This window comes from Pseudomonas sp. VEM90, assembly GCF_054611535.1.
This window is the reverse complement of the sequence record NZ_JBTRAR010000031.1, coordinates 1-18,375: the sequence shown is the minus strand read 5'-3', so window position 1 is coordinate 18,375 and position 18,375 is coordinate 1. Positions and strand designations below refer to the sequence as shown.

Annotated in this window: 17 protein-coding genes; 11 read left to right on the top strand and 6 right to left on the bottom strand. The window is 62.7% G+C overall.

The genetic code is table 11. From position 1 onward, the window contains the following. The first annotated feature begins 28 nt into the window (after nucleotides 1-28). On the top strand, nucleotides 29-925 hold the full coding sequence (locus ACYCCG_RS23665; RefSeq protein WP_176683987.1) for a LysR family transcriptional regulator: 897 nt from the start codon (nucleotides 29-31) through the stop codon (nucleotides 923-925). Here the strand turns inward: ACYCCG_RS23665 and ACYCCG_RS23660 are convergent. Next, a complete protein-coding gene (locus ACYCCG_RS23660) occupies nucleotides 906-1,826 on the bottom strand; it encodes a LysR substrate-binding domain-containing protein (protein ID WP_459671971.1) in 921 nt (306 codons plus the stop codon). The genes ACYCCG_RS23665 and ACYCCG_RS23660 overlap by 20 nt on opposite strands. 160 nt (nucleotides 1,827-1,986) lie before the next feature. Here ACYCCG_RS23660 and ACYCCG_RS23655 point away from each other — a divergent pair, with 160 nt between their 5' ends. The 8 genes from ACYCCG_RS23655 (at nucleotide 1,987) to ACYCCG_RS23620 (ending at nucleotide 7,848) form a co-directional block, all read left to right on the top strand. Further along, complete coding sequence (locus ACYCCG_RS23655; RefSeq protein WP_459671969.1) at nucleotides 1,987-2,775, top strand: YqcI/YcgG family protein; 789 nt, start codon at nucleotides 1,987-1,989, stop codon at nucleotides 2,773-2,775. A gap of 2 nt (nucleotides 2,776-2,777) precedes the next feature. Beyond that, nucleotides 2,778-3,404: a LysE family translocator gene (locus tag ACYCCG_RS23650; protein WP_209964947.1), complete on the top strand. Its 627-nt coding sequence runs from the start codon at nucleotides 2,778-2,780 to the stop codon at nucleotides 3,402-3,404. Nucleotides 3,405-3,443: 39 nt separating this feature from the next. After that, on the top strand, nucleotides 3,444-4,526 hold the full coding sequence (locus tag ACYCCG_RS23645) for a hypothetical protein (RefSeq protein ID WP_176683895.1): 1,083 nt from the start codon (nucleotides 3,444-3,446) through the stop codon (nucleotides 4,524-4,526). Nucleotides 4,527-4,664: 138 nt separating this feature from the next. Next, nucleotides 4,665-5,360, top strand: a complete 696-nt coding sequence (locus tag ACYCCG_RS23640) for a sel1 repeat family protein (protein WP_176683896.1) — start codon at nucleotides 4,665-4,667, stop codon at nucleotides 5,358-5,360. Between the two features lie 147 nt (nucleotides 5,361-5,507). Further along, nucleotides 5,508-6,200, top strand: a complete 693-nt coding sequence (locus ACYCCG_RS23635; protein ID WP_021782839.1) for an AzlC family ABC transporter permease — start codon at nucleotides 5,508-5,510, stop codon at nucleotides 6,198-6,200. Then, complete coding sequence (locus tag ACYCCG_RS23630; protein ID WP_020193370.1) at nucleotides 6,197-6,511, top strand: AzlD domain-containing protein; 315 nt, start codon at nucleotides 6,197-6,199, stop codon at nucleotides 6,509-6,511. The genes ACYCCG_RS23635 and ACYCCG_RS23630 overlap by 4 nt, the downstream gene beginning before the upstream one ends. After that, nucleotides 6,508-7,353, top strand: a complete 846-nt coding sequence (locus tag ACYCCG_RS23625) for an AraC family transcriptional regulator (RefSeq protein WP_176683898.1) — start codon at nucleotides 6,508-6,510, stop codon at nucleotides 7,351-7,353. Before ACYCCG_RS23630 ends, ACYCCG_RS23625 begins: the two co-directional genes overlap by 4 nt. A gap of 267 nt (nucleotides 7,354-7,620) precedes the next feature. Further along, a complete protein-coding gene (locus ACYCCG_RS23620; RefSeq protein ID WP_016393610.1) occupies nucleotides 7,621-7,848 on the top strand; it encodes a hypothetical protein in 228 nt (75 codons plus the stop codon). A 50-nt stretch (nucleotides 7,849-7,898) separates the two neighbouring features. On the opposite strand, the gene ACYCCG_RS23615 is transcribed toward ACYCCG_RS23620, so the two are convergent. The 5 genes from ACYCCG_RS23615 to ACYCCG_RS23595 form a co-directional block, all read right to left on the bottom strand. Continuing rightward, a complete protein-coding gene (locus tag ACYCCG_RS23615; RefSeq protein ID WP_209964943.1) occupies nucleotides 7,899-8,381 on the bottom strand; it encodes a copper chaperone PCu(A)C in 483 nt (160 codons plus the stop codon). Continuing rightward, nucleotides 8,382-8,990: an SCO family protein gene (locus tag ACYCCG_RS23610; RefSeq protein ID WP_209964941.1), complete on the bottom strand. Its 609-nt coding sequence runs from the start codon at nucleotides 8,988-8,990 to the stop codon at nucleotides 8,382-8,384. A gap of 196 nt (nucleotides 8,991-9,186) precedes the next feature. Beyond that, nucleotides 9,187-9,771 (bottom strand): Fe-S biogenesis protein NfuA, encoded by a 585-nt coding sequence (gene nfuA, locus ACYCCG_RS23605; protein ID WP_003250416.1) that lies wholly within the window; start codon nucleotides 9,769-9,771, stop codon nucleotides 9,187-9,189. 58 nt (nucleotides 9,772-9,829) lie between these two features. Further along, nucleotides 9,830-10,864 (bottom strand): acyltransferase family protein, encoded by a 1,035-nt coding sequence (locus tag ACYCCG_RS23600; RefSeq protein WP_209964938.1) that lies wholly within the window; start codon nucleotides 10,862-10,864, stop codon nucleotides 9,830-9,832. A gap of 194 nt (nucleotides 10,865-11,058) precedes the next feature. Next, nucleotides 11,059-13,359 (bottom strand): fatty acid cis/trans isomerase, encoded by a 2,301-nt coding sequence (locus ACYCCG_RS23595; protein ID WP_459671998.1) that lies wholly within the window; start codon nucleotides 13,357-13,359, stop codon nucleotides 11,059-11,061. A gap of 182 nt (nucleotides 13,360-13,541) precedes the next feature. On the opposite strand from ACYCCG_RS23595, the gene metH reads away from it, so the two are divergent. Further along, on the top strand, nucleotides 13,542-17,249 hold the full coding sequence (gene metH, locus ACYCCG_RS23590; protein ID WP_010953333.1) for a methionine synthase: 3,708 nt from the start codon (nucleotides 13,542-13,544) through the stop codon (nucleotides 17,247-17,249). A 111-nt stretch (nucleotides 17,250-17,360) separates the two neighbouring features. Next, the gene (locus ACYCCG_RS23585) at nucleotides 17,361-17,576 is read left to right on the top strand and encodes a DUF2970 domain-containing protein (protein ID WP_004573790.1); all 216 of its coding nucleotides are present in this window, start codon (nucleotides 17,361-17,363) and stop codon (nucleotides 17,574-17,576) included. The last annotated feature ends 799 nt before the right edge of the window (nucleotides 17,577-18,375 follow it).

Here is an 18,375-nt window from a genome sequence, read left to right as displayed (position 1 = left end):
CATCAGCGTCCGTAATCAGGAGTGGGACATGGACAGCCTCAGCGGCTTCGTGGTCTTCAATCGGGTGGCCGAAACACGCAGCTTCGTTGCCGCCAGCCAGTCACTGGGGATCAGTGCCTCGGCAGTGGGCAAGCGCGTGGCGCGCCTGGAAAGCCGCCTGGGCGTGCGCCTGTTCCACCGCAGCACGCGCAGCATCACCCTCACCGCCGAGGGCACGATGTTCCTCGAACGCAGCCGGCGCATCCTTGCCGAAATCGAAGCTACCGAGCAGGAGCTGTCGCAGGCCAGCGAAACCCCACGCGGGCGCCTGCGGGTGAGCATGCCGCAGGTGACCAGACTGGTAATGCCGGCACTTGCCGAGTTCATGGCCCTGTACCCACAGGTTGAACTGGACCTGGACTTCTCCGACCGCATGGTGGATATCGTCGGCGAAGGCTTCGATGTGGTGATGCGCGGCGGGCAGCCGGCGGACTCTCGGCTCAGCGCCAAATTCCTGGGGCACTTTCAGCACCGTCTGGTAGCCTCGCCCGAGTACCTGCGCGAACGTGGCACACCCTTGCACCCACGCGACCTGGCGGCGCATACCTGCCTGCATTATCGCTTCCCCAGCAACGGCAAGCTGGAAACCTGGCCGCTGCGCCAGGAGCACCCCGAGCAAACCTATGACATCCCCATCTCGATGGTCTGCAACCACGTCGAAACACGCGTCTGCTTTGCCTTGAACCACCGCGGCATTACCTGTCTGCCGGACTTCAACGTGGGTCGTGAACTGGGCAATGGCTCACTGGTCAGTGTCCTCGACGACTTCATGGAACGGCGCGGCAGCTTCTACCTGCTGTGGCCGTCCGGGCGGCAGATGCCGCCAAAGTTGCGGGTATTCATCGATTTCATGCTCGATCGGGTGTTCAACCGTACAGGTAGTTGATGTCCTTGTAGGCCAGCGGCGGTACCTGGCCGAGCAGGAAGTCACGCAGCTTGTGCATCTGCCGCGCTTTTGGGCTGGCCTTGAGCCAGGTCATGTAGTAACCGTCGCCGGTGGCCACGGCATGCTTGAAAGGCGTGACCAGGCGCCCGGCGGCCAGGTCGGTGCTGGCCAGTACCAGATCGACCACTGAAATACCCAAGCCTTGCTGGGCGGCCGATATGCCCTGGTCGAGGGTATCGAACACCTGCCCCTGGTCGATGCTGATGTCCAGCGCATCCATTCGCGCCAGCCAACGCCGCCAGTCACGCCGGTCGGGTGACGGGTGCAGGAACTCGCATCGGGGCAGGTCGGACAGTTGCGGCTGCACCTGCGACATGTAATCCGGATGACATACCGGGATCAGCCATTCATCGAACAGCTTGAAGCTCTCGATATCGGCGGAAAAACGCCCGCTGGCCAGGAGAATGGCGCAGTCGTAAGGCTCGGAATAGAAGTCCACGCTATCGATATCCATCCACACACTGGATAGCTGCACGCTGCAGTTGTCCTCGACCTTCTTGAACGCATCCAGCGCCCGCAGCAGCCAGCGCACCGTAAGCGTGGACGGCGCCTTCAGGCGCAGGCCGTAGCGATCCTGACGCAGCAGTGCGCAGGCATTTTCGATGATCTTGAAGCCCACCTTCAGCTCTTGCGCCAGCAGGCGGCCGTGCTCGGTCAGGCTCAGCTTGGGGCCCCGACGTTCGAACAGGTCGCAGCCGAACAGGGCTTCGAGGGTCTTGATGTGGTGGCTGACGGCGCCCTGAGTCAGGGCCAGCTCTTCAGCCGCACGGGTGAATGAGCCATAGCGAGAGGCCACCTCGAAGGCACGCAACGCGTGCAAGGCCTGAATCCGTTCCGACATGGCGGCGTCCCGAGCATGAGTAAGACTAATAGTAGGTCATAGTTCCACGCGTTTTACAACGACAGGAGCGTCTCGGAAAATGCAGGTAAATAACAAACATAACCAAGATCCTGCCTGCATGTGACTGGAACGTTCACTTAAATCAACGCCTGGGGAAATCATGTTTACGGGATATGGAAATTGCTATCGCCTGGATGCGCTGGAGCTCGCCGCTGAACATGGTTACAACATGCAACACTGGACGTTCAAAACCATAGAACACTTTCGCAGTATTCTCGCCAACCCCGAATTCCCCTGCCTGTTCGGCCGCAAGGCGGTAAACGGCGAAACCTGCCACATTCTCTTCGCCCGCGCCGAGCAACTGGCCGATGATATCGCACAGGGCCTGGCCAATTATGTGCGCACCGTCGCACCGATCGCCCCCAAGCAGCGCATCGGCAGCCCTTTGGTGGTGTTTCTCGAAACCGCAGCCGGCAGCAGCCTGGCCGAGCAGCAGGCCCTGGCCTGGAAGGTACTGCGCGGCGTGCACGCACGCGACCCACACCCTTGGCCTCAGAGCATCCCGACCGATCCCGACGATACCGGCTGGTCGTTCTGCTATGCCGGCATGCCACTGTTCATCAATATGAACTTCCCCGGCCACCAGCAGATGAAAAGCCGCAATCTGGGGCAGCACATCACCTTCGTCATCAACCCGCGGGAGAACTTCGACGAAGTGGCCAACGCCAACACCGAGAGTGGCAAGCGCATTCGCGAGCGCATTCGCGAACGCGTGCATCACTACAACGACGGCGTTGTGCCCGACACCCTTGGCTTTTTCGGCGATACCGACAACTACGAGTGGAAGCAGTATCAACTGCAGGAGACAGGCTCGCTCAACCCGTCACGCTGCCCGTTCCACGCCCATGCCGCACACCAGGCGACACCCGACATACTGATCGAGAACTGACCGTGAATACCGCACTCACCGCCACCTACGCCCTCACCGTGCTGCTACTGATCGCCACTCCCGGCCCGGTGGTGGCACTGATCGTCAACACTGCGGCCGCCTCCGGCTCGCGCAAGGCCATGTTCACCGCCGTCGGCACCAACTGGGCATCACTGGTGCTGATCGGCGCGGCAGCCTGGATCATCCTCACCAGCGCCGCCATCGACAAGGCATGGCTCAGCACCATGAGCCTGCTGGGCTGCCTGTTCATCGGCTACATTGCCATCGGCACGCTGAGGGACGCCCTGCAGGCACCCGCGTCAGACGCGACGAGCGAGGCCCCCAAGGCTGGGCGCGGCGGGCTGATGCAAGGCTTCATGGTGGGCATTTCCAACCCGAAAGACATCATTTTCTTCATCGCTTTCTTCCCGCAGTTCATCCAGATCACCGAATCGTTCGGCAAGAGCATGGTGGTGCTGTCGCTACTGTGGGTGGCCATCGATTTCGCCGTGCTCAGCCTGTACATCTTCGCCATCGGCAAGATCGCTTCGCAGCGCAGCAACCGCCTCATCAGCCTGGCCTCGGGCGTCGCCCTGCTGCTGATCGCCGGCGGCGGCCTGCTGTACAACCTCAAGGAACTGGCGGCCTGAACCTGCTGCTAAGCACCCGGCATCAGCGAAGGAGAGACCATGACCACGACTGACACGCGCCCGTCTCCTTCGCCGCTGCAGCAGGACTACCAGCGTTTTCTCCTGCTGGGCAGTCGCCGTGCACCCTATACCCTGCATGTGCACGAAACCGGCTACCGCTCCGGCACCATCAACACCGATGCCCTTGGCTTGCGTTACAGCCATTGCGCCGGCAAGCGCTTTTCAGCGGCCGAGCACGGTGGTGCGTCGCGCATCAACCTGCTGGTCGGCGGCTCCACAGCCCTGGGCATCGGCGCCAGCTCCGACGAACACACCGTGGCCTCGCACCTGTCGATGCTCACGGGCGAAGTGTGGCTGAGCCTGGCCGGCTGCGGGCTCAATGCCAGCCAGGAATTGATGATGTTCCTGACCCACCAGCACCGCCTTGGCCAGCTCGGCCATGTGGTGGTGCTCAGCGGCCTCAACAGCCTGGCCCACGAAGCCCTGCGCGAGGTCCTCGCGGGGACCAACGACCCGCAGCACGCCAAGGCCTACCAGGCCTTTCTCAACAGTTTCAGCGAAGGCCTGCAGCCCTGCGCACCACCCCGTCGGCAGTCGCTGTGGCGGCGCATCGGCCAGGCGCTGGCCCCTCCCGTGGTCGCAGCTCCGGTCAGTTGGCCACTGTCGCCCCCGGAAAAACGACTGGCCCGTGCCGCCGACAACATCGGCCGTACCTTGCGCCAATGGGACCGCCTCCTGGCAGACAGCCACGCCACGCTCACCTTCATCCTGCAACCCTTGCTGCCCTGGTGCCGGGATACTCTGCCCGCCGGCGAGCAAGCCATGCTGACCGCGCTGCAGCAACAACCGGCGAACTTCGACCGGCTGCTGGAGGGCGCATTCGACAGACAGTTGCATTCGGCATTTTTCCGCCGCATCAAAAGCCAGGCCGACCCGGTGCCCTGCTACGACATGAACTGCATGCTCGACAGCTCGCCAGTGTTCAGCGCCGACCTGTTCATCGACCGCCTGCACCTGAACGATCTGGGCAACAATGCCTTGGCCAAGGTGATCACCGCCAAGCTTGGGCTGGCCCAGGAAAAACATGCGCAGCGCAAGGTCACGCCGATCAAGCTCGTCTGACAGTTGCCGGGTGGTCTTTCGGCAACCCCCCTTGGGTGGCTAGAATACGTCGTCGTTACGATTTGCCCGAGGCGCACGCTTGACCGCCATGAACACCGAAGCCGTCCTTCCGTACCTGGCCATCCATGGGGTTTGCCTGTGAGCCTTGTGCGGCGCCTGCCCCCGCTATTGGCTGCGCTGATGCCGCTGGCCGCACAAGCGCTGGAGGTACGCATCGACCCTCATGCCGACTTGCTCTACCGGCAGGCCTTGCCGCTGCTGGAGCAGGCCGATGACCAGAGCGACGCTGCCAGCACGCTGCGCACAGCAGTGGGGCGTGACCCTGAGCTTAGCCGCCAGGGCCAGGCCATGGCTCACACCTTGCCGACAGCGGTTGCCCTGCTGAAAAAATCGGTAGCGCTTGGCCACCCGGTCGCACAGTACCGCCTGGCGTTGTACTACATGACGTACCTGCCCGCCGCGCAAATCCCGGAGGCCGCCTGCCCGTTGCTCGAAGCCAGCCTCAAACAGGGGTTTGCCGCGCCGGCGCCAGCCATCGCCACCTGGTGCCGGCCCTACAACGTCAGCAGCGAGTACCGTACAGCGCTGGAGGCCATCCCCAGCATGGCCACCGTGTACGCCCCCTACTACCCGCAACCGGCCACACGCCTGGCCTGCAACCGCAGCCGGCCACAAGGCCTGGAAATGTTGTGGGGGCGTCAGCGCGACTACCAGGCCGAGGTGTACCGCCTGCTTGGCGACCTCGACCCACAGCACCGCACGAGCCTGCTGCAGAAAGCCGTAGACATCAATGGCTGCGCAACGGCGCACCAGCTGCTGACCAGCCGCCCATAACCCAGGCTCATTCGGGGCCGCTTTGCGGCCCTGTTGTCAGGTGGCCACTGAGGTTGGGGCGAACACACGTCGGTCAGCAAGATCGTTCAAGCCATCCCCTGCACCGTCTGTCATGCTGGCCTGCCACGTAGCCGTAATGCAGCCATCATGCCCCACATCGCCCGCCAAGCCTTTCTTCACGGCGCCATTGCTATTATCCCGTTGTCCCTGGCCGTTGCCCCTTGGGGCCTGCTGGCCGGCTCCATGGCCATTGAGGCCAACCTCAGTGCCTGGCAAGGGCAAGGGCTGTCAGCCATCGTCTTCGCCGGTGCCGCGCAGTTGGTGGCCATTGGCATGCTCAAAGGGGGTGCCAACCTGGCATCTATCCTGCTCACCACCCTGCTGCTGACCTCGCAGCACCTACTGTATGGCCTGTCGATGCGCCCAGTGCTGTCCAGCCAGCCTTTGCGCTGGCGGCTCGGCCTGGGCTTTCTGCTGACCGACGAATTCTTCGCCCTGACCAGCCAGTACGACCAGCAGCAATTCAACCGCTGGTATGCCCTGGGGGTGGGCCTTACCTTCTACATCGCCTGGAACCTGTTCACCCTGGCCGGCATACTGCTGGGCCAGAACATTCCACACCTGGACCAATTCGGCCTTGATTTCTCCATTGTCGCCACTTTCGTCGCCCTGATCGCGCCGCTGGTGCGCAACCTGGCCACCGTAGTGTGCGTAGCCGTGTCGCTGTTCTGTTCGGTGCTGTTCAGCTACTGGCACTGGGAAACCGCCCTGGTGGTCGCAGGCCTGCTGGGCATGAGCGCCGGGTTCATCTGCCAGAAATTTGCCGGAGCCCGCGCATGACCTGGATCCTGATTTTCGCCATGGGTGCCATCGTGTTCCTCAACCGCTACGCGTTCCTGGAGCCACGCCTGCCCTTGCGCCTGAGCTCGAATGCCCGGCAGTTTCTCGGCTTTGCCGTGCCAGGCATGCTCACCGCCATCTGCGGCCCGATCATCTTCATGGCTGACCACCAGCTCAACCTGAGCCTGCTCAACCCCTACCTGCTGGGCTCCCTTGTGGCCATCGCCCTGGTGCTGTTGACCCGCAGCGTATTGCTGAGCATGCTGGTGAGCATGTTGATCTTCTTCCTTCTGCGCAGCTGGCTGGCATGAGCATGCCCTTGCCCGAGCAGACACACCTCTGGCAGGCGCCAGCCCTTGGCGACGTCGAGATGCTGCACGCTCGCTACTATCAGCAGCGCTTTGCCCCGCATGTGCACGAGGGCTATGTATTCACCGTGATCGAGTCGGGCGCCCAGCGCTTCTGGCACCGCGGCAGCGAGCACCTGGCACCGGTCGGCAGCATGGTGCTGATCAACCCCGACGAACTGCATACCGGCGCTACGGCCCATGAAGCCGGCTGGCGTTATCGCGGCTTCTATCCCGAGCACGAGCGGGTGACCGGTGTGCTCGACGAACTGGAACTGGGCCGCCACGGCATGCCCAGCTTCAAGGACAGCGTGATCCATGACCCGGCCCTGGCCATCGCCTTCAGCCAGCTGCATCAGTTGTCCGAAGCCAGCGCCAGCGCCTTGCAGCAGCAGACGGCCTGGCGCCAGGCGGTGCTGGCCCTGGTCCAGCGGCACGGGCAGTGCGCCGAGCCTTCGGCCCCTGGCCACGAACCCCTGGCCGTAGCCCGCGCCCGCGAACTGCTGGAAAGCCAACTGGCCGACCCGCCCTCACTGGAAACGCTGGCGGCAGCAGTCAACCTGTCGCCGTTCCACTTCGCCCGGGTGTTCCGCCAGGCCACCGGACTGCCACCCCATGCCTGGCTGAAGCAACGCCGCCTGGCCCGCGCCCGCGAAATGCTGAAGCACGGCCTGGCCGCTTCGCAAGTGGCGTTCGACCTCGGCTTTGCTGACCAGAGCCATTTGAGCCGGCAGTTCAAGCAAGCCTATGGGGTGACCCCGGGGGCGTATCGGCAAGCCTGCGTTCACTCTGCCCTACGCGCGTGAAAGGGCGGCAGCGCCCTCTCGAGCATGCAGACCCGCCAGCAGCTACCAGATTGTGCAGTTGAGCACTTCAACAGGCACTTTCAGATCCCGAGCCTTGAATCCCTCGCACGGAACGAGCATCAACTTTAAACATGCTGTTTATAAGTAACGAGTTGTGACTGAGCCGCGGGAGCAGCCACTGGCAGCTGCCGCAGCGCGCCTTGTAAAGGTCGCAAGGGCCTGGCCAACCCTCTGCTACACTGACAAGGCTGAACGGAGGATCCTGCCATGTCCGAAAGAGAGCTCACCACCCTTCTGTCGCTGATGACCCAGCGCCAGGCCTGTCTGAGCAGTGCCTGCAAGGAGATTGCCGACTGGATCGACCGGCAGGGCGATGTGCCCGCCGCCGGCAAGATCCGCGCTAGCCTGAAGGCACTGGAGGCCGATGAGGCCCAGGTTCGAAAGACCCTGACGTCGCTGACCCTCGACAGACCGCTGCCGCGCTTTCGTAGCTGAAAGGCACAGTTGAAAAAGAAAAGGGCCGCTGAACGCGGCCCTTTGATCTGTCAGTGGTTCATGTGCATGTGATCATGCCCACCACCCGCTTCGGCGTTGAGCGCACGCACTTGTGCCTGAACTTCCAGGGTTTCCTTGGCGCCCTTGGCATCCTCGATGGTCAGGGTCAGTGGCACTTTCTCCCCTTCCTTCACCTGATTGTGCAGGCCCATCAGCATGACATGCAGGCCATTCGGGTCCAGGGTCACTGCCTTGCCGGCTGGCAACTCGACAGCCTTGACCTCACGCATGCCCATCACGTCACCGTTCATGGTCATCTCGTGCACCTGCACGGTCTTGGCCACGGGCGAAGCCACGCCCACCAGCTTGCTGTCGCTGCTGGCAGTCAGGACCATGAAAGCACCGGTAGACTGCTGGTGCGGCACGCTGGCACGCACCCAGGCATCACTCACGGTGGTCTGGGCCAGGGCCGGCAGCGCCAGCCCCATCAGTACCAGGGCAGTCAAACCGCGTTTGATCGGTTGCATCGACATTCAGCAGATCTCCATCAGGGTGACCAGATCTTCGGCGCATTCCTTGGCGTTCAAGGAATGGCCCAGGCTCAGGCGCAGGGTGCCACGTGTATCGTAGACGTAGCTGGTGGACGAGTGAGAAATGGTGTAGGTGTCTCCGGCCGGAACCTTCTCGTAGAACACCTTGAACTCCTTGGCCACAGCGGCAATTTCCTCGGGGGTGCCGGTCAGCGCGGTGAACGTCGGGTCGAAGGCCTTGAGGTAGGCATCGAGCACCTCGGGCGTGTCGCGCTCCGGGTCCAGGGTGATGAACACCACCTGGAACAGGTCGCGGTCGCGGCCCCTCAGCAGCTTGCGAATCTGCGCCGCACGCGCCAGCGTGGTCGGGCAGACGGCCGGGCACTGGGTGAAGCCGAAGAAGACCATCGGCATGCTGCCGTAGAAGCTCGACAGGGTGCGCACGTTACCTTGCGGGTCTTTGAGGCTGAACTTGCGCCCGAGGATTTCGTTGCTCATGTTCTTGCCGTACTTGAACTCGAGCCCCCGGGCCGGGCTGCAGCCTGCCAGCAGGCCAAGCCCGAGAACGCCCATGCCGGCGACAACCGCACGCCGGGTCAAAAGATCATTCATGAAACCATCCTTTACAGGGAAGGTGCCGGCCCTCGGGACGGGCCGGTCGAAAAACCGGGGCATTCTGGCATGACACCCAGAGGGGTTCTACCCGACCAACGCGGGGATGGCCTGCAGCCCTTTGAATACGGGCTGCGGCCTGTTGTCGCAGGGGTTGAAACCGTAACACTTTGTTGCTAAGGGAGCCGCCTTCAACTCAGTAGTAGGCGTTTTCTTTCTGGCTGTGGTCAGTCACGTCGCGCACGCCCTTCAGCTCCGGAATACGCTCGAGCAGGGTGCGCTCGATACCTTCCTTCAGGGTGACATCGGCCTGACCGCAACCCTGGCAGCCCCCACCGAACTGCAGCACGGCAATGCCGTCATCGACCACGTCCACCAGGCTCACCTGGCCACCATGGCTGGCCAGGCCGGGGTTGATCTCGGTCTGCAGGTAGTAGTTGATACGCTCGTTGATCGGGCTGTCTTCGTTGACCATCGGCACCTTGGCGTTTGGCGCCTTGATGGTCAGCTGGCCGCCCATGCGGTCGGTGGCGTAGTCGACCAGCGCGTCTTCCAGGAACGGCACGCTGACTGCATCCAGGTACGCGGTGAAGCTTTTCAGACCCACGGCGGTGTCGTCAGGCTTCTCTTCGCCCGGCTTGCAGTAGGCGATGCACGTTTCGGCGTACTGGGTGCCCGGCTGGGTGATGAAAATGCGAATGCCGATGCCGGGCGTATTCTGCTTGGAGAGCAGATCGGCCAGGTAGTCATGGGCGGCGTCGGTAATGGTTATAGCGCTCATGTAGGTTCCTCACAGACTTGCGGCCAAGTGTACGCCAACCCGGCCTTTGAACAAAGTCCTAGCAATTGACTCGGGAAAGCGCATATTCCGGGGCCGGCCCCCGTTGCGCCGTCAGCCAGGCCTGCATTCGCCGGTACAGGCCACGCTCCAGCCACTGGTAGCTGAACCACGACATTAGTCCAATGGACGGCACGCACAGGGCAAATGTCAGGAACGGGTTCAGCTGCAGCCGCTGGGTGGCGAACCAACCGGCATACAGCACCAGCACATGAATCAGGTACACCGAGTACGAACAGTCGCCAAGGGCCTTGAGCAGCCGATTGCCCTGGAACAGCGGCTCCATGGCCACGAAGGCCAGGACGATCATCGCGCTCGGCACCCCCCAGTACAGCAAGCGCTGGGACGCGTCCAGATAGTAGATCGCCAGGCCCGCCATCCCCAACAACGCCAGCGGCAACACCCTGCCCTGCCGGATCAGTCCGCGGCGATACAGTACGCCCACACCGATGCCCAGCAGAAACTCGTAGATGATGTCGTTGTTGTAGAAGCGGCTGACCACGCCCATGCGCCCCAGCCCCTCACTGACCAGCAACAGTGCGGCAGTCACCAACAGCAGGTGATGCCGTTGGCGTACCAGGAAGGCCAGGCCGAACAGCAGGTAGAAGAACATCTCGAAGTTCAGCGTCCAGCCCACGTTCAGGGTTGGGTACAGGCCATAACCACCGGGGTTTTCCGCCGGAATGAACAGCAGCGACAGGAACAGGTGCGGCCAGGCAAACGCCTGATGTGGCATCCATTGGCTGAATGCCAGCAGCAACATGGCCATCAGGGCGGTGTAGAACCAGTAGGCCGGGACGATGCGCAGCGCCCGATTGAGCAGGAACTGGCGCGGTTCGATGGCTTTGTCGCGGGTCGACAGGTAGATGACCAGCCCGCTGATGACGAAGAAGATGTCGACACCTACGGCGCCGCGGTCTGCAAGCAGTTGGCCGATGGGGCCGGTGGCGTGGAAGTCGAAGAAGATCTGCATGAAATGGTGGCAGACCACCACCCAGGCGGCGAACGCCCGCAGTGCCTGAAGCGAATACAGCATGGAATACCCTGCGCTAGGCGGTGCATTGAGGCCCGTATCGAGTGCAGAGGCCAGCGCCAGCCTTGAGAGCAGCGCCGTACCTGTTGTAGGAGCGGGTTCACCCGCGAAGGGCTGCAAAGCAGCCCCCTTTGCAATCGATCAAGACCACCCACCCGTTCCGACCGCAAGGTACTCGGAAAAGTCAGCCAACCCGATCAGAGGTTCTCGTAGCGGTTCATGTCCAGCACGCCCGCCTCGACCGGTTCGGTCTCCTTGATATAGCTGTTCAGGTCGTGGAAGTAGTGCCAGAACGCCGGGTGACTGCGGCGCACACCCCAGCGCATGACAATGCGCTCGAACTTCGCCGCGTCATCTTTTGCATACTCCATGTCCTCGACGAACTCCGGCACATCCGTGGTCGGGATGTTGAAGATGAAGTTCGGGTAGCTGGTGAGCACCCCCGGGTACAGGGTCAGGGTATCCAGCCCCGGCTGGTAGCGGTAAGCCTCACCCAGCAGGAACGCCACGTTGCTGTGCGCGCGGTTGCGCAGCAGGCTGTACACCTGACGCTGGCCGTCCTGCCCTTCGATACGCAGCATGGTCGCCTCGGGCAACTGGTTGATCACCTTCAGCCCGGCCGCCGGGCGCGACACCAGCCGGCTGAGCGACTGCTCGGCATTGCGGAACTCTTCGCTGATCTGCGGCCGTGAGCAGAACGCGCCCTGGCAGCGATTGATCGGGTCCGGCGCGGCATTCAGGCTGCCGGTGCGCTGCAGCAGCTTCAGGCCAAAGTCGCGTTTGGGGTTGCGCGGGTCGAGCTTGATGCCACTCGGGGTGTCGGTGTCGATGTCTTCATAATCCATCCACATTTTCACCTTGCCACTGTTCTGGTACCAGTCACCAAGGATCGCCTTGCGCTGGTCGGCCGGCATCAGGCGCAGGAAGTTGACCTCGGCACCATTGCGGATCAGGTCGAAGTACAGGCGCGTCTGCAACTGGTGCGAAACGTTGCCATACACATCGAAGTTGACCGCCAACTGGTAATACGTGCGCTCGAACAACGGGTAGTCGAACAGCCACACGGTCAGCGGCACATCACCCACCAGGCCCTTGGTCACCGATGCGCTGTCGAAGTGGCGGAAGATGCTCAGCAGCGCATTGTCGTTACCGGCCCACAGCGTCGACCATCTCGGTGCCGGCATTTCGGCATAGGCTTCACGGCGCAGTTTCTCGTAGTCGTTGCGCTTGTCCCGATAGGCGTGCCACAGGCTCAGTACACTGCCCACGTCATCGATCTGGCCAGGCATGGCCAGCAACGGCGTGGCCTCGCCCCGGTACTCGGCATCGGTGATGTAGCGATCGAAGGCCGGCTCCTGGAACAGCGCCCAGAAGTTGTCGCGGATCACGTCAGTGGCAATCTGCCCGCGGCACACCGGGCCACGGATGAAGGTGCGCACGAAGTACTCGGCGTTATCCAGCATGAACTGGTAACGCGCCACTGCCGGGATCGCTTCGAAGGTTTCAAACGGGTTGGACCGGTGGCGCGGGCCGTAACCCGGAAGCGCGGTGGCATGCCAATCGCCGGCGTAGAACAGCTGCTTCACGCGCTTGAGTTTCTGCGGCCCCATCGGGTAGGTGATGTGCGTCTTGTGCACGATCACACCCTGCACCGAGATCAACCGGTAGTAGAAGTCCGTGCCCGGTGGGTCGTTGGGGCGGCGGGTGGCAATGATATCGACCGGCTTGCCACTTGGCGTGCGCGAGCGCACCCACTGGAAGAAGTGGCCCTGCTCGCCGCCAACGAAGTAGATGTGCGCCAGGAACAGGTGCTCGTACAGCCAGCGACCCACCAGCGCCTCGGTGGAACCCGGGCGGTTGAACAGTTCTTCCCACTCTGCGATTTGCCTGGCTTCGGCCGCGCTCGGCTGGATCGGCTGGTACTCCACCGGCGCACCGGCCGCCAGCCAGCGGCGCATGGTGGTGTATTCGTCGTCGGTCAGCCCGGTCACCGCCAGCGGCATGCCCTCCTTGGGATGTGCACCGGCATAGGCGTCGAACTCATAGGGCAACGGGCACATATTGTTGCGGCTCAGGCCCAGGACGATCTCTTCGGGCAGCTTGGCGTTGGGCGTAAGCGGGGTCTTGTGGCCCAACTCCAGCATGCGCGCCATCAGCGCGGCCTGACCGCCCTGGTTGTCGAGCACCGAGTAGAAGCCTTTCTTGCGCCATTGCTCTTCGCTGTGTGCGTCGTAGAAAAGCCGCGTGGTGGGCACCGCCTTGCTCCGCTCGCCCTGGTACACCGGGACCTTGCTGGCCCCGCGTACAGCGCCTTCAGGGCTTTCCAGCTTCAGCTGGCAGGCGGCGTCGTTGCAGGCGTGGCAGGCCACGCACTTCTCGGTAAAGATCGGTTGAATGTCCCGGGTGTAGGAGATAGCCGGGCTCGACTGGGGGGCCTGCCCGAATGCCGCGCCGCTGATGAGCAGGGCAAAGGCGCCGGCAAGGATACGATGCACCATGTGCGGAAAGTCCTGGTTCTTGAAAGCCATCACGATTTGTTGCCTGGTCATCCTGGGTGCTTTGCGCTGTCAGCGCCCGCTCAACATGAGCAGTTTTCATGCAAATGGGCTACATGCCTAAAAACCGCGCAGCTTTGTTATGATTCGGCACCTTCTGATATTTGCCCGACCAGGTAGTTCCTATGTCCGACCGCAGCGCTCGTCTCCAAGCACTCCAGAACGCACTCAAAGAGCGCATCCTGATCCTCGACGGCGGCATGGGTACTATGATCCAAAGCTACCGTCTAGAGGAACACGACTATCGTGGCACGCGTTTTGCCGATTGGCCAAGCGATGTGAAGGGAAACAACGACCTTTTGCTGCTCAGCCGCCCGGACGTGATCGCCGCCATCGAGAAGGCCTACCTGGATGCCGGTGCCGATATTCTCGAAACCAACACCTTCAACGCCACGCAGATTTCCCAGGCCGACTACGGCATGGAGTCACTGGTTTACGAGCTGAACGTCGAAGGCGCGCGCATCGCTCGCCAGGTTGCCGATGCCAAGACCCTGGAGACGCCGGACAAGCCGCGCTTCGTCGCCGGCGTGCTCGGCCCCACCAGCCGGACCTGCTCGATTTCCCCGGACGTCAATGACCCAGGGTTCCGCAACGTCACCTTTGACGAGTTGGTAGAAAACTACATCGAGGCCACCCGCGGCCTGATCGAAGGCGGCGCCGACCTGATCCTGATCGAGACCATCTTCGACACCCTCAACGCCAAGGCGGCAATCTTCGCCGTGCAGCAAGTGTTCGAGGACGACAACGTCGAACTGCCGATCATGATCTCCGGCACCATCACCGACGCCTCCGGCCGTACCCTGTCGGGCCAGACTACCGAAGCGTTCTGGAACTCGGTGCGTCACGCCAAGCCGATTTCCGTGGGCCTGAACTGCGCCCTGGGCGCCAAGGACCTGCGCCCGTACCTGGAAGAGCTGGCGACCAAGGCCGATACCCATGTGTCCGCCCACCCCAATGCCGGCCTGCCGAATGCCTTCGGCGAGTACGACGAAACTCCGGCCGAGATGGCTGCGGTGGTCGAGGAATTCGCTGCCAGCGGCTTCCTCAACATCATTGGCGGCTGCTGCGGTACCACGCCGGGGCACATCCAGGCCATTGCCGAAGCCGTGGCCAAGTACAAGCCGCGCGAGATTCCGGAAATCGCCAAGGCCTGCCGCCTGTCGGGCCTGGAGCCGTTCACCATCGACCGCCAGTCGCTGTTCGTCAACGTCGGTGAGCGCACCAATATCACCGGTTCCGCCAAGTTCGCCCGGCTGATCCGCGAAGAGAACTATACCGAAGCCCTGGAAGTCGCCCTGCAACAGGTCGAGGCCGGCGCCCAGGTAATCGACATCAACATGGACGAAGGGATGCTCGACTCCCAGGCGGCCATGGTCCGGTTCCTCAACCTGATCGCGGGTGAACCGGACATCTCGCGTGTACCGATCATGATCGACTCGTCCAAGTGGGAAGTGATCGAAGCCGGTCTCAAGTGCATCCAGGGCAAGGGCATCGTCAACTCCATTTCCATGAAGGAAGGTGTCGAGCAGTTCAAGCACCACGCCCGCCTGTGCAAGCGCTATGGTGCTGCCGTGGTGGTCATGGCCTTCGACGAAGTCGGCCAGGCCGACACTGCAGCGCGCAAGAAGGAAATCTGCCAGCGCAGCTATGACATCCTGGTCAACGAAGTGGGCTTCCCGCCAGAAGACATCATCTTCGACCCGAACATCTTCGCCGTCGCCACCGGTATCGAAGAACACAACAACTACGCCGTCGACTTCATCGAAGCCTGTGCCTATATCCGCGACCACCTGCCCCACGCCCTGAGCTCGGGCGGTGTGTCCAACGTGTCGTTCTCGTTCCGTGGCAACAACCCGGTGCGTGAGGCGATCCACTCGGTGTTCCTGTATCACGCGATCCAGAACGGCCTGACCATGGGTATCGTCAACGCCGGTCAGCTGGAGATCTACGACGAGATCCCGGCCCAACTGCGTGAAAAGGTCGAGGATGTGGTGCTCAACCGCACCCCGCATGGCACCGATGCACTGCTGGCCATCGCCGACGACTACAAGGGCGGCGGCGCAACCAAGGAAGTGGAAAACGAAGAGTGGCGCTCGCTGCCGGTGGAGAAACGCCTGGAGCACGCGCTGGTAAAAGGCATTACCGCGTTCATCGTCGAAGACACCGAAGCATGCCGCCAGCAGTGCGCGCGCCCCATCGAAGTGATCGAAGGCCCGCTGATGAACGGCATGAACGTGGTCGGCGACCTGTTCGGTGCGGGCAAGATGTTCCTGCCGCAGGTGGTCAAGTCAGCCCGGGTGATGAAACAGGCCGTTGCTCACCTGATCCCGTTCATCGAAGCCGAGAAAGGCGACAAACCGGAAGCCAAGGGCAAGATCCTGATGGCCACGGTAAAAGGCGACGTGCACGACATCGGCAAGAACATTGTCGGCGTGGTGCTGGGCTGTAACGGATACGACATCGTCGACCTTGGCGTGATGGTGCCGGCGGAGAAGATCCTGCAGACGGCCCGCGAGCAGAAGTGCGACATCATCGGCCTGTCCGGCCTGATTACCCCGTCGCTGGACGAAATGGTCCACGTTGCCCGCGAAATGCAGCGCCAGGGCTTCGAACTGCCGCTGATGATCGGCGGCGCCACCACCTCCAAGGCGCACACGGCGGTCAAGATCGAGCCCAAGTACAGCAACGACGCGGTCATCTACGTCACCGACGCTTCGCGCGCGGTCGGCGTGGCCACCCAATTGCTGTCCAAAGAACTGAAGCCGGGCTTTGTCGAGAAGACCCGCCTGGAATATGTGGACGTGCGCGAGCGCACCGCCAACCGCAGCGCCCGTACCGAGCGCCTCAGCTACGCCCAGGCGATCGCCGCCAAGCCGCAGTACGACTGGGCCGGCTACCAGCCAACGGCGCCCTCCTTCACCGGCGTCAAGGTGCTGGAGGACATCGATTTGCGCACCCTGGCCGAGTACATCGACTGGACGCCGTTCTTCATCTCCTGGGACCTGGCCGGCAAGTTCCCGCGCATCCTCACCGACGAGGTGGTTGGCGAGGCCGCTACGGCGCTGTACAAGGATGCCCGCGAGATGCTCGACAAACTGATCGACGAGAAGCTGATCAGCGCCCGCGCGGTATTCGGCTTCTGGCCGGCCAACCAGGTGGACGATGACGACATCGAAGTCTACGGCGAAGACGGCCAGGCACTGGCCACCCTGCACCACCTGCGCCAGCAGACCATCAAGCCGGACGGCAAGCCCAACTGGTCGCTGGCCGACTTCGTCGCACCGAAAGACAGCGGCGTTACCGACTACGTAGGTGGTTTCATCACCACCGCCGGCATCGGTGCCGAGGAAGTAGCCAAGGCTTACCAGGACAAGGGCGACGACTACAGCTCGATCATGGTCAAGGCCCTGGCCGACCGCCTGGCCGAAGCCTGTGCCGAATGGCTGCACGAGCAGGTGCGTAAAGAGCACTGGGGCTATGCCCGCGACGAGCACCTGGACAACGAGGCGCTGATCAAGGAACAGTACAGCGGCATCCGCCCTGCTCCGGGCTACCCGGCCTGCCCCGACCACACCGAAAAGGAAACCCTGTTCCGCCTGCTCGATGGCACTGCCATCGGTGAAACCGGGCCGAGCGGGGTATACCTCACCGAGCACTTCGCGATGTTCCCGGCGGCGGCGGTCAGCGGCTGGTACTTCGCCCACCCGCAGGCGAAGTATTTTGCCGTCGGCAAGGTCGACAAGGACCAGATCGAACGTTACAGCGCGCGCAAAGGCCAGGACATCAGCGTGAGCGAGCGCTGGCTGGCGCCTAACCTGGGGTATGACAGCTAAACGACTGCGCTGGCTTCTTCGCGGGTATACCCGTGAAGAGGCCGGCACAGGCAACCTCGCAACCATTGCCTACACTGTCCCTGATTGCCTCTGATTTCCCCAGGAGCCACCATGGACGATTCCAGCCAGGGCAAACCCCCGACCTTCTGGCAGATGCTGCACAGCATCCTCGCTGCCGCCTTCGGCGTGCAAAGCGGCAAAAACCGCGCACGCGACTTCACCCACGGCAAGGCCAGCCACTTCATTGCGCTGGGGGCGCTGTTCACCCTGGTGTTCATTGCGGTATTGATCGGGCTGGTGCAGTTGGCCCTGCACCTGACCCGCTAACCTGTGCTGGCCTCTTCGCGGGTAAACCCGCTCCTACGACGGCCTGTGTCCAACCCCAGATGTGTGTCCACCACCAATCTGTGTAGGAGCGGGTTTACCCGCGAATACGGTGGCAGCAGCAACGATGAACGGCGGGTGGTAATTGGCCAGCAGGCCCGGCCCTTTCGCGGGTGAACCCGCTCCTACGGCGGCCTGTGTCCAACCCCCGATGTGTGTCCACCACCGATCTGTGTAGGAGCGGGTTTACCCGCGAATACGGTCGCGGCGGCAACGGTGAACGGCGGGTGGTAATTGGCCAGCAGGCCCGGCCCTTTCGCGGGTGAACCCGCTCCTACGGCGGCCTGTGTCCAACCCCCGATGTGTGTCCACCACCAATCTGTGTAGGAGCGGGTTTACCCGCGAATACGGTCACGGCGGCAACGGTGAACGGCGGGTGGTAATTGGCCAGCAGGGCCGGCCCTTTCGCGGGTAAACCCGCTCCTACGACGGCCTGCGCCCTATCACCAATGTGTGTCCACCACCAATCTGTGTAGGAGCGGGTTTACCCGCGAATACGGTGGCGGCGGCAACGGTGAACGGCGGGTGGAGATTGGCCAGCAGGGCCGGCCCTTTCGCGGGTAAACCCGCTCCTACGACGGCATGCGCCCTATCACCAATGTGTGTCCACCACCAATCTGTGTAATCGATGGACTCGCCCCCGCCGAGGCATCACAGTGCCACGGTGGTGTTCAAAGAAGCCAACGGCAGCGAGGGCGAGACCATGAAAAAGCATAGTTCGAAACACGATTCCCTGTCTTCC

Bases quoted from the DNA above. Each gene is read 5' to 3' on its own strand.
- ACYCCG_RS23665 (WP_176683987.1), top strand. From the start codon at position 29: ATGGACAGCCTCAGCGGCTTCGTGGTCTTCAATCGGGTGGCCGAAACA.
- ACYCCG_RS23620 (WP_016393610.1), top strand. From the start codon at position 7,621: ATGTCCGAAAGAGAGCTCACCACCCTTCTGTCGCTGATGACCCAGCGC.
- ACYCCG_RS23600 (WP_209964938.1), bottom strand. From the start codon at position 10,864: ATGCTGTATTCGCTTCAGGCACTGCGGGCGTTCGCCGCCTGGGTGGTG.
- ACYCCG_RS23615 (WP_209964943.1), bottom strand. From the start codon at position 8,381: ATGTCGATGCAACCGATCAAACGCGGTTTGACTGCCCTGGTACTGATG.
- ACYCCG_RS23610 (WP_209964941.1), bottom strand. From the start codon at position 8,990: ATGAATGATCTTTTGACCCGGCGTGCGGTTGTCGCCGGCATGGGCGTT.
- ACYCCG_RS23645 (WP_176683895.1), top strand. From the start codon at position 3,444: ATGACCACGACTGACACGCGCCCGTCTCCTTCGCCGCTGCAGCAGGAC.
- nfuA (WP_003250416.1), bottom strand. From the start codon at position 9,771: ATGAGCGCTATAACCATTACCGACGCCGCCCATGACTACCTGGCCGAT.
- ACYCCG_RS23625 (WP_176683898.1), top strand. From the start codon at position 6,508: ATGAGCATGCCCTTGCCCGAGCAGACACACCTCTGGCAGGCGCCAGCC.
- ACYCCG_RS23595 (WP_459671998.1), bottom strand. From the start codon at position 13,359: ATGGTGCATCGTATCCTTGCCGGCGCCTTTGCCCTGCTCATCAGCGGC.
- ACYCCG_RS23635 (WP_021782839.1), top strand. From the start codon at position 5,508: ATGCCCCACATCGCCCGCCAAGCCTTTCTTCACGGCGCCATTGCTATT.
- ACYCCG_RS23660 (WP_459671971.1), bottom strand. From the start codon at position 1,826: ATGTCGGAACGGATTCAGGCCTTGCACGCGTTGCGTGCCTTCGAGGTG.
- ACYCCG_RS23585 (WP_004573790.1), top strand. From the start codon at position 17,361: ATGGACGATTCCAGCCAGGGCAAACCCCCGACCTTCTGGCAGATGCTG.
- metH (WP_010953333.1), top strand. From the start codon at position 13,542: ATGTCCGACCGCAGCGCTCGTCTCCAAGCACTCCAGAACGCACTCAAA.
- ACYCCG_RS23655 (WP_459671969.1), top strand. From the start codon at position 1,987: ATGTTTACGGGATATGGAAATTGCTATCGCCTGGATGCGCTGGAGCTC.
- ACYCCG_RS23630 (WP_020193370.1), top strand. From the start codon at position 6,197: ATGACCTGGATCCTGATTTTCGCCATGGGTGCCATCGTGTTCCTCAAC.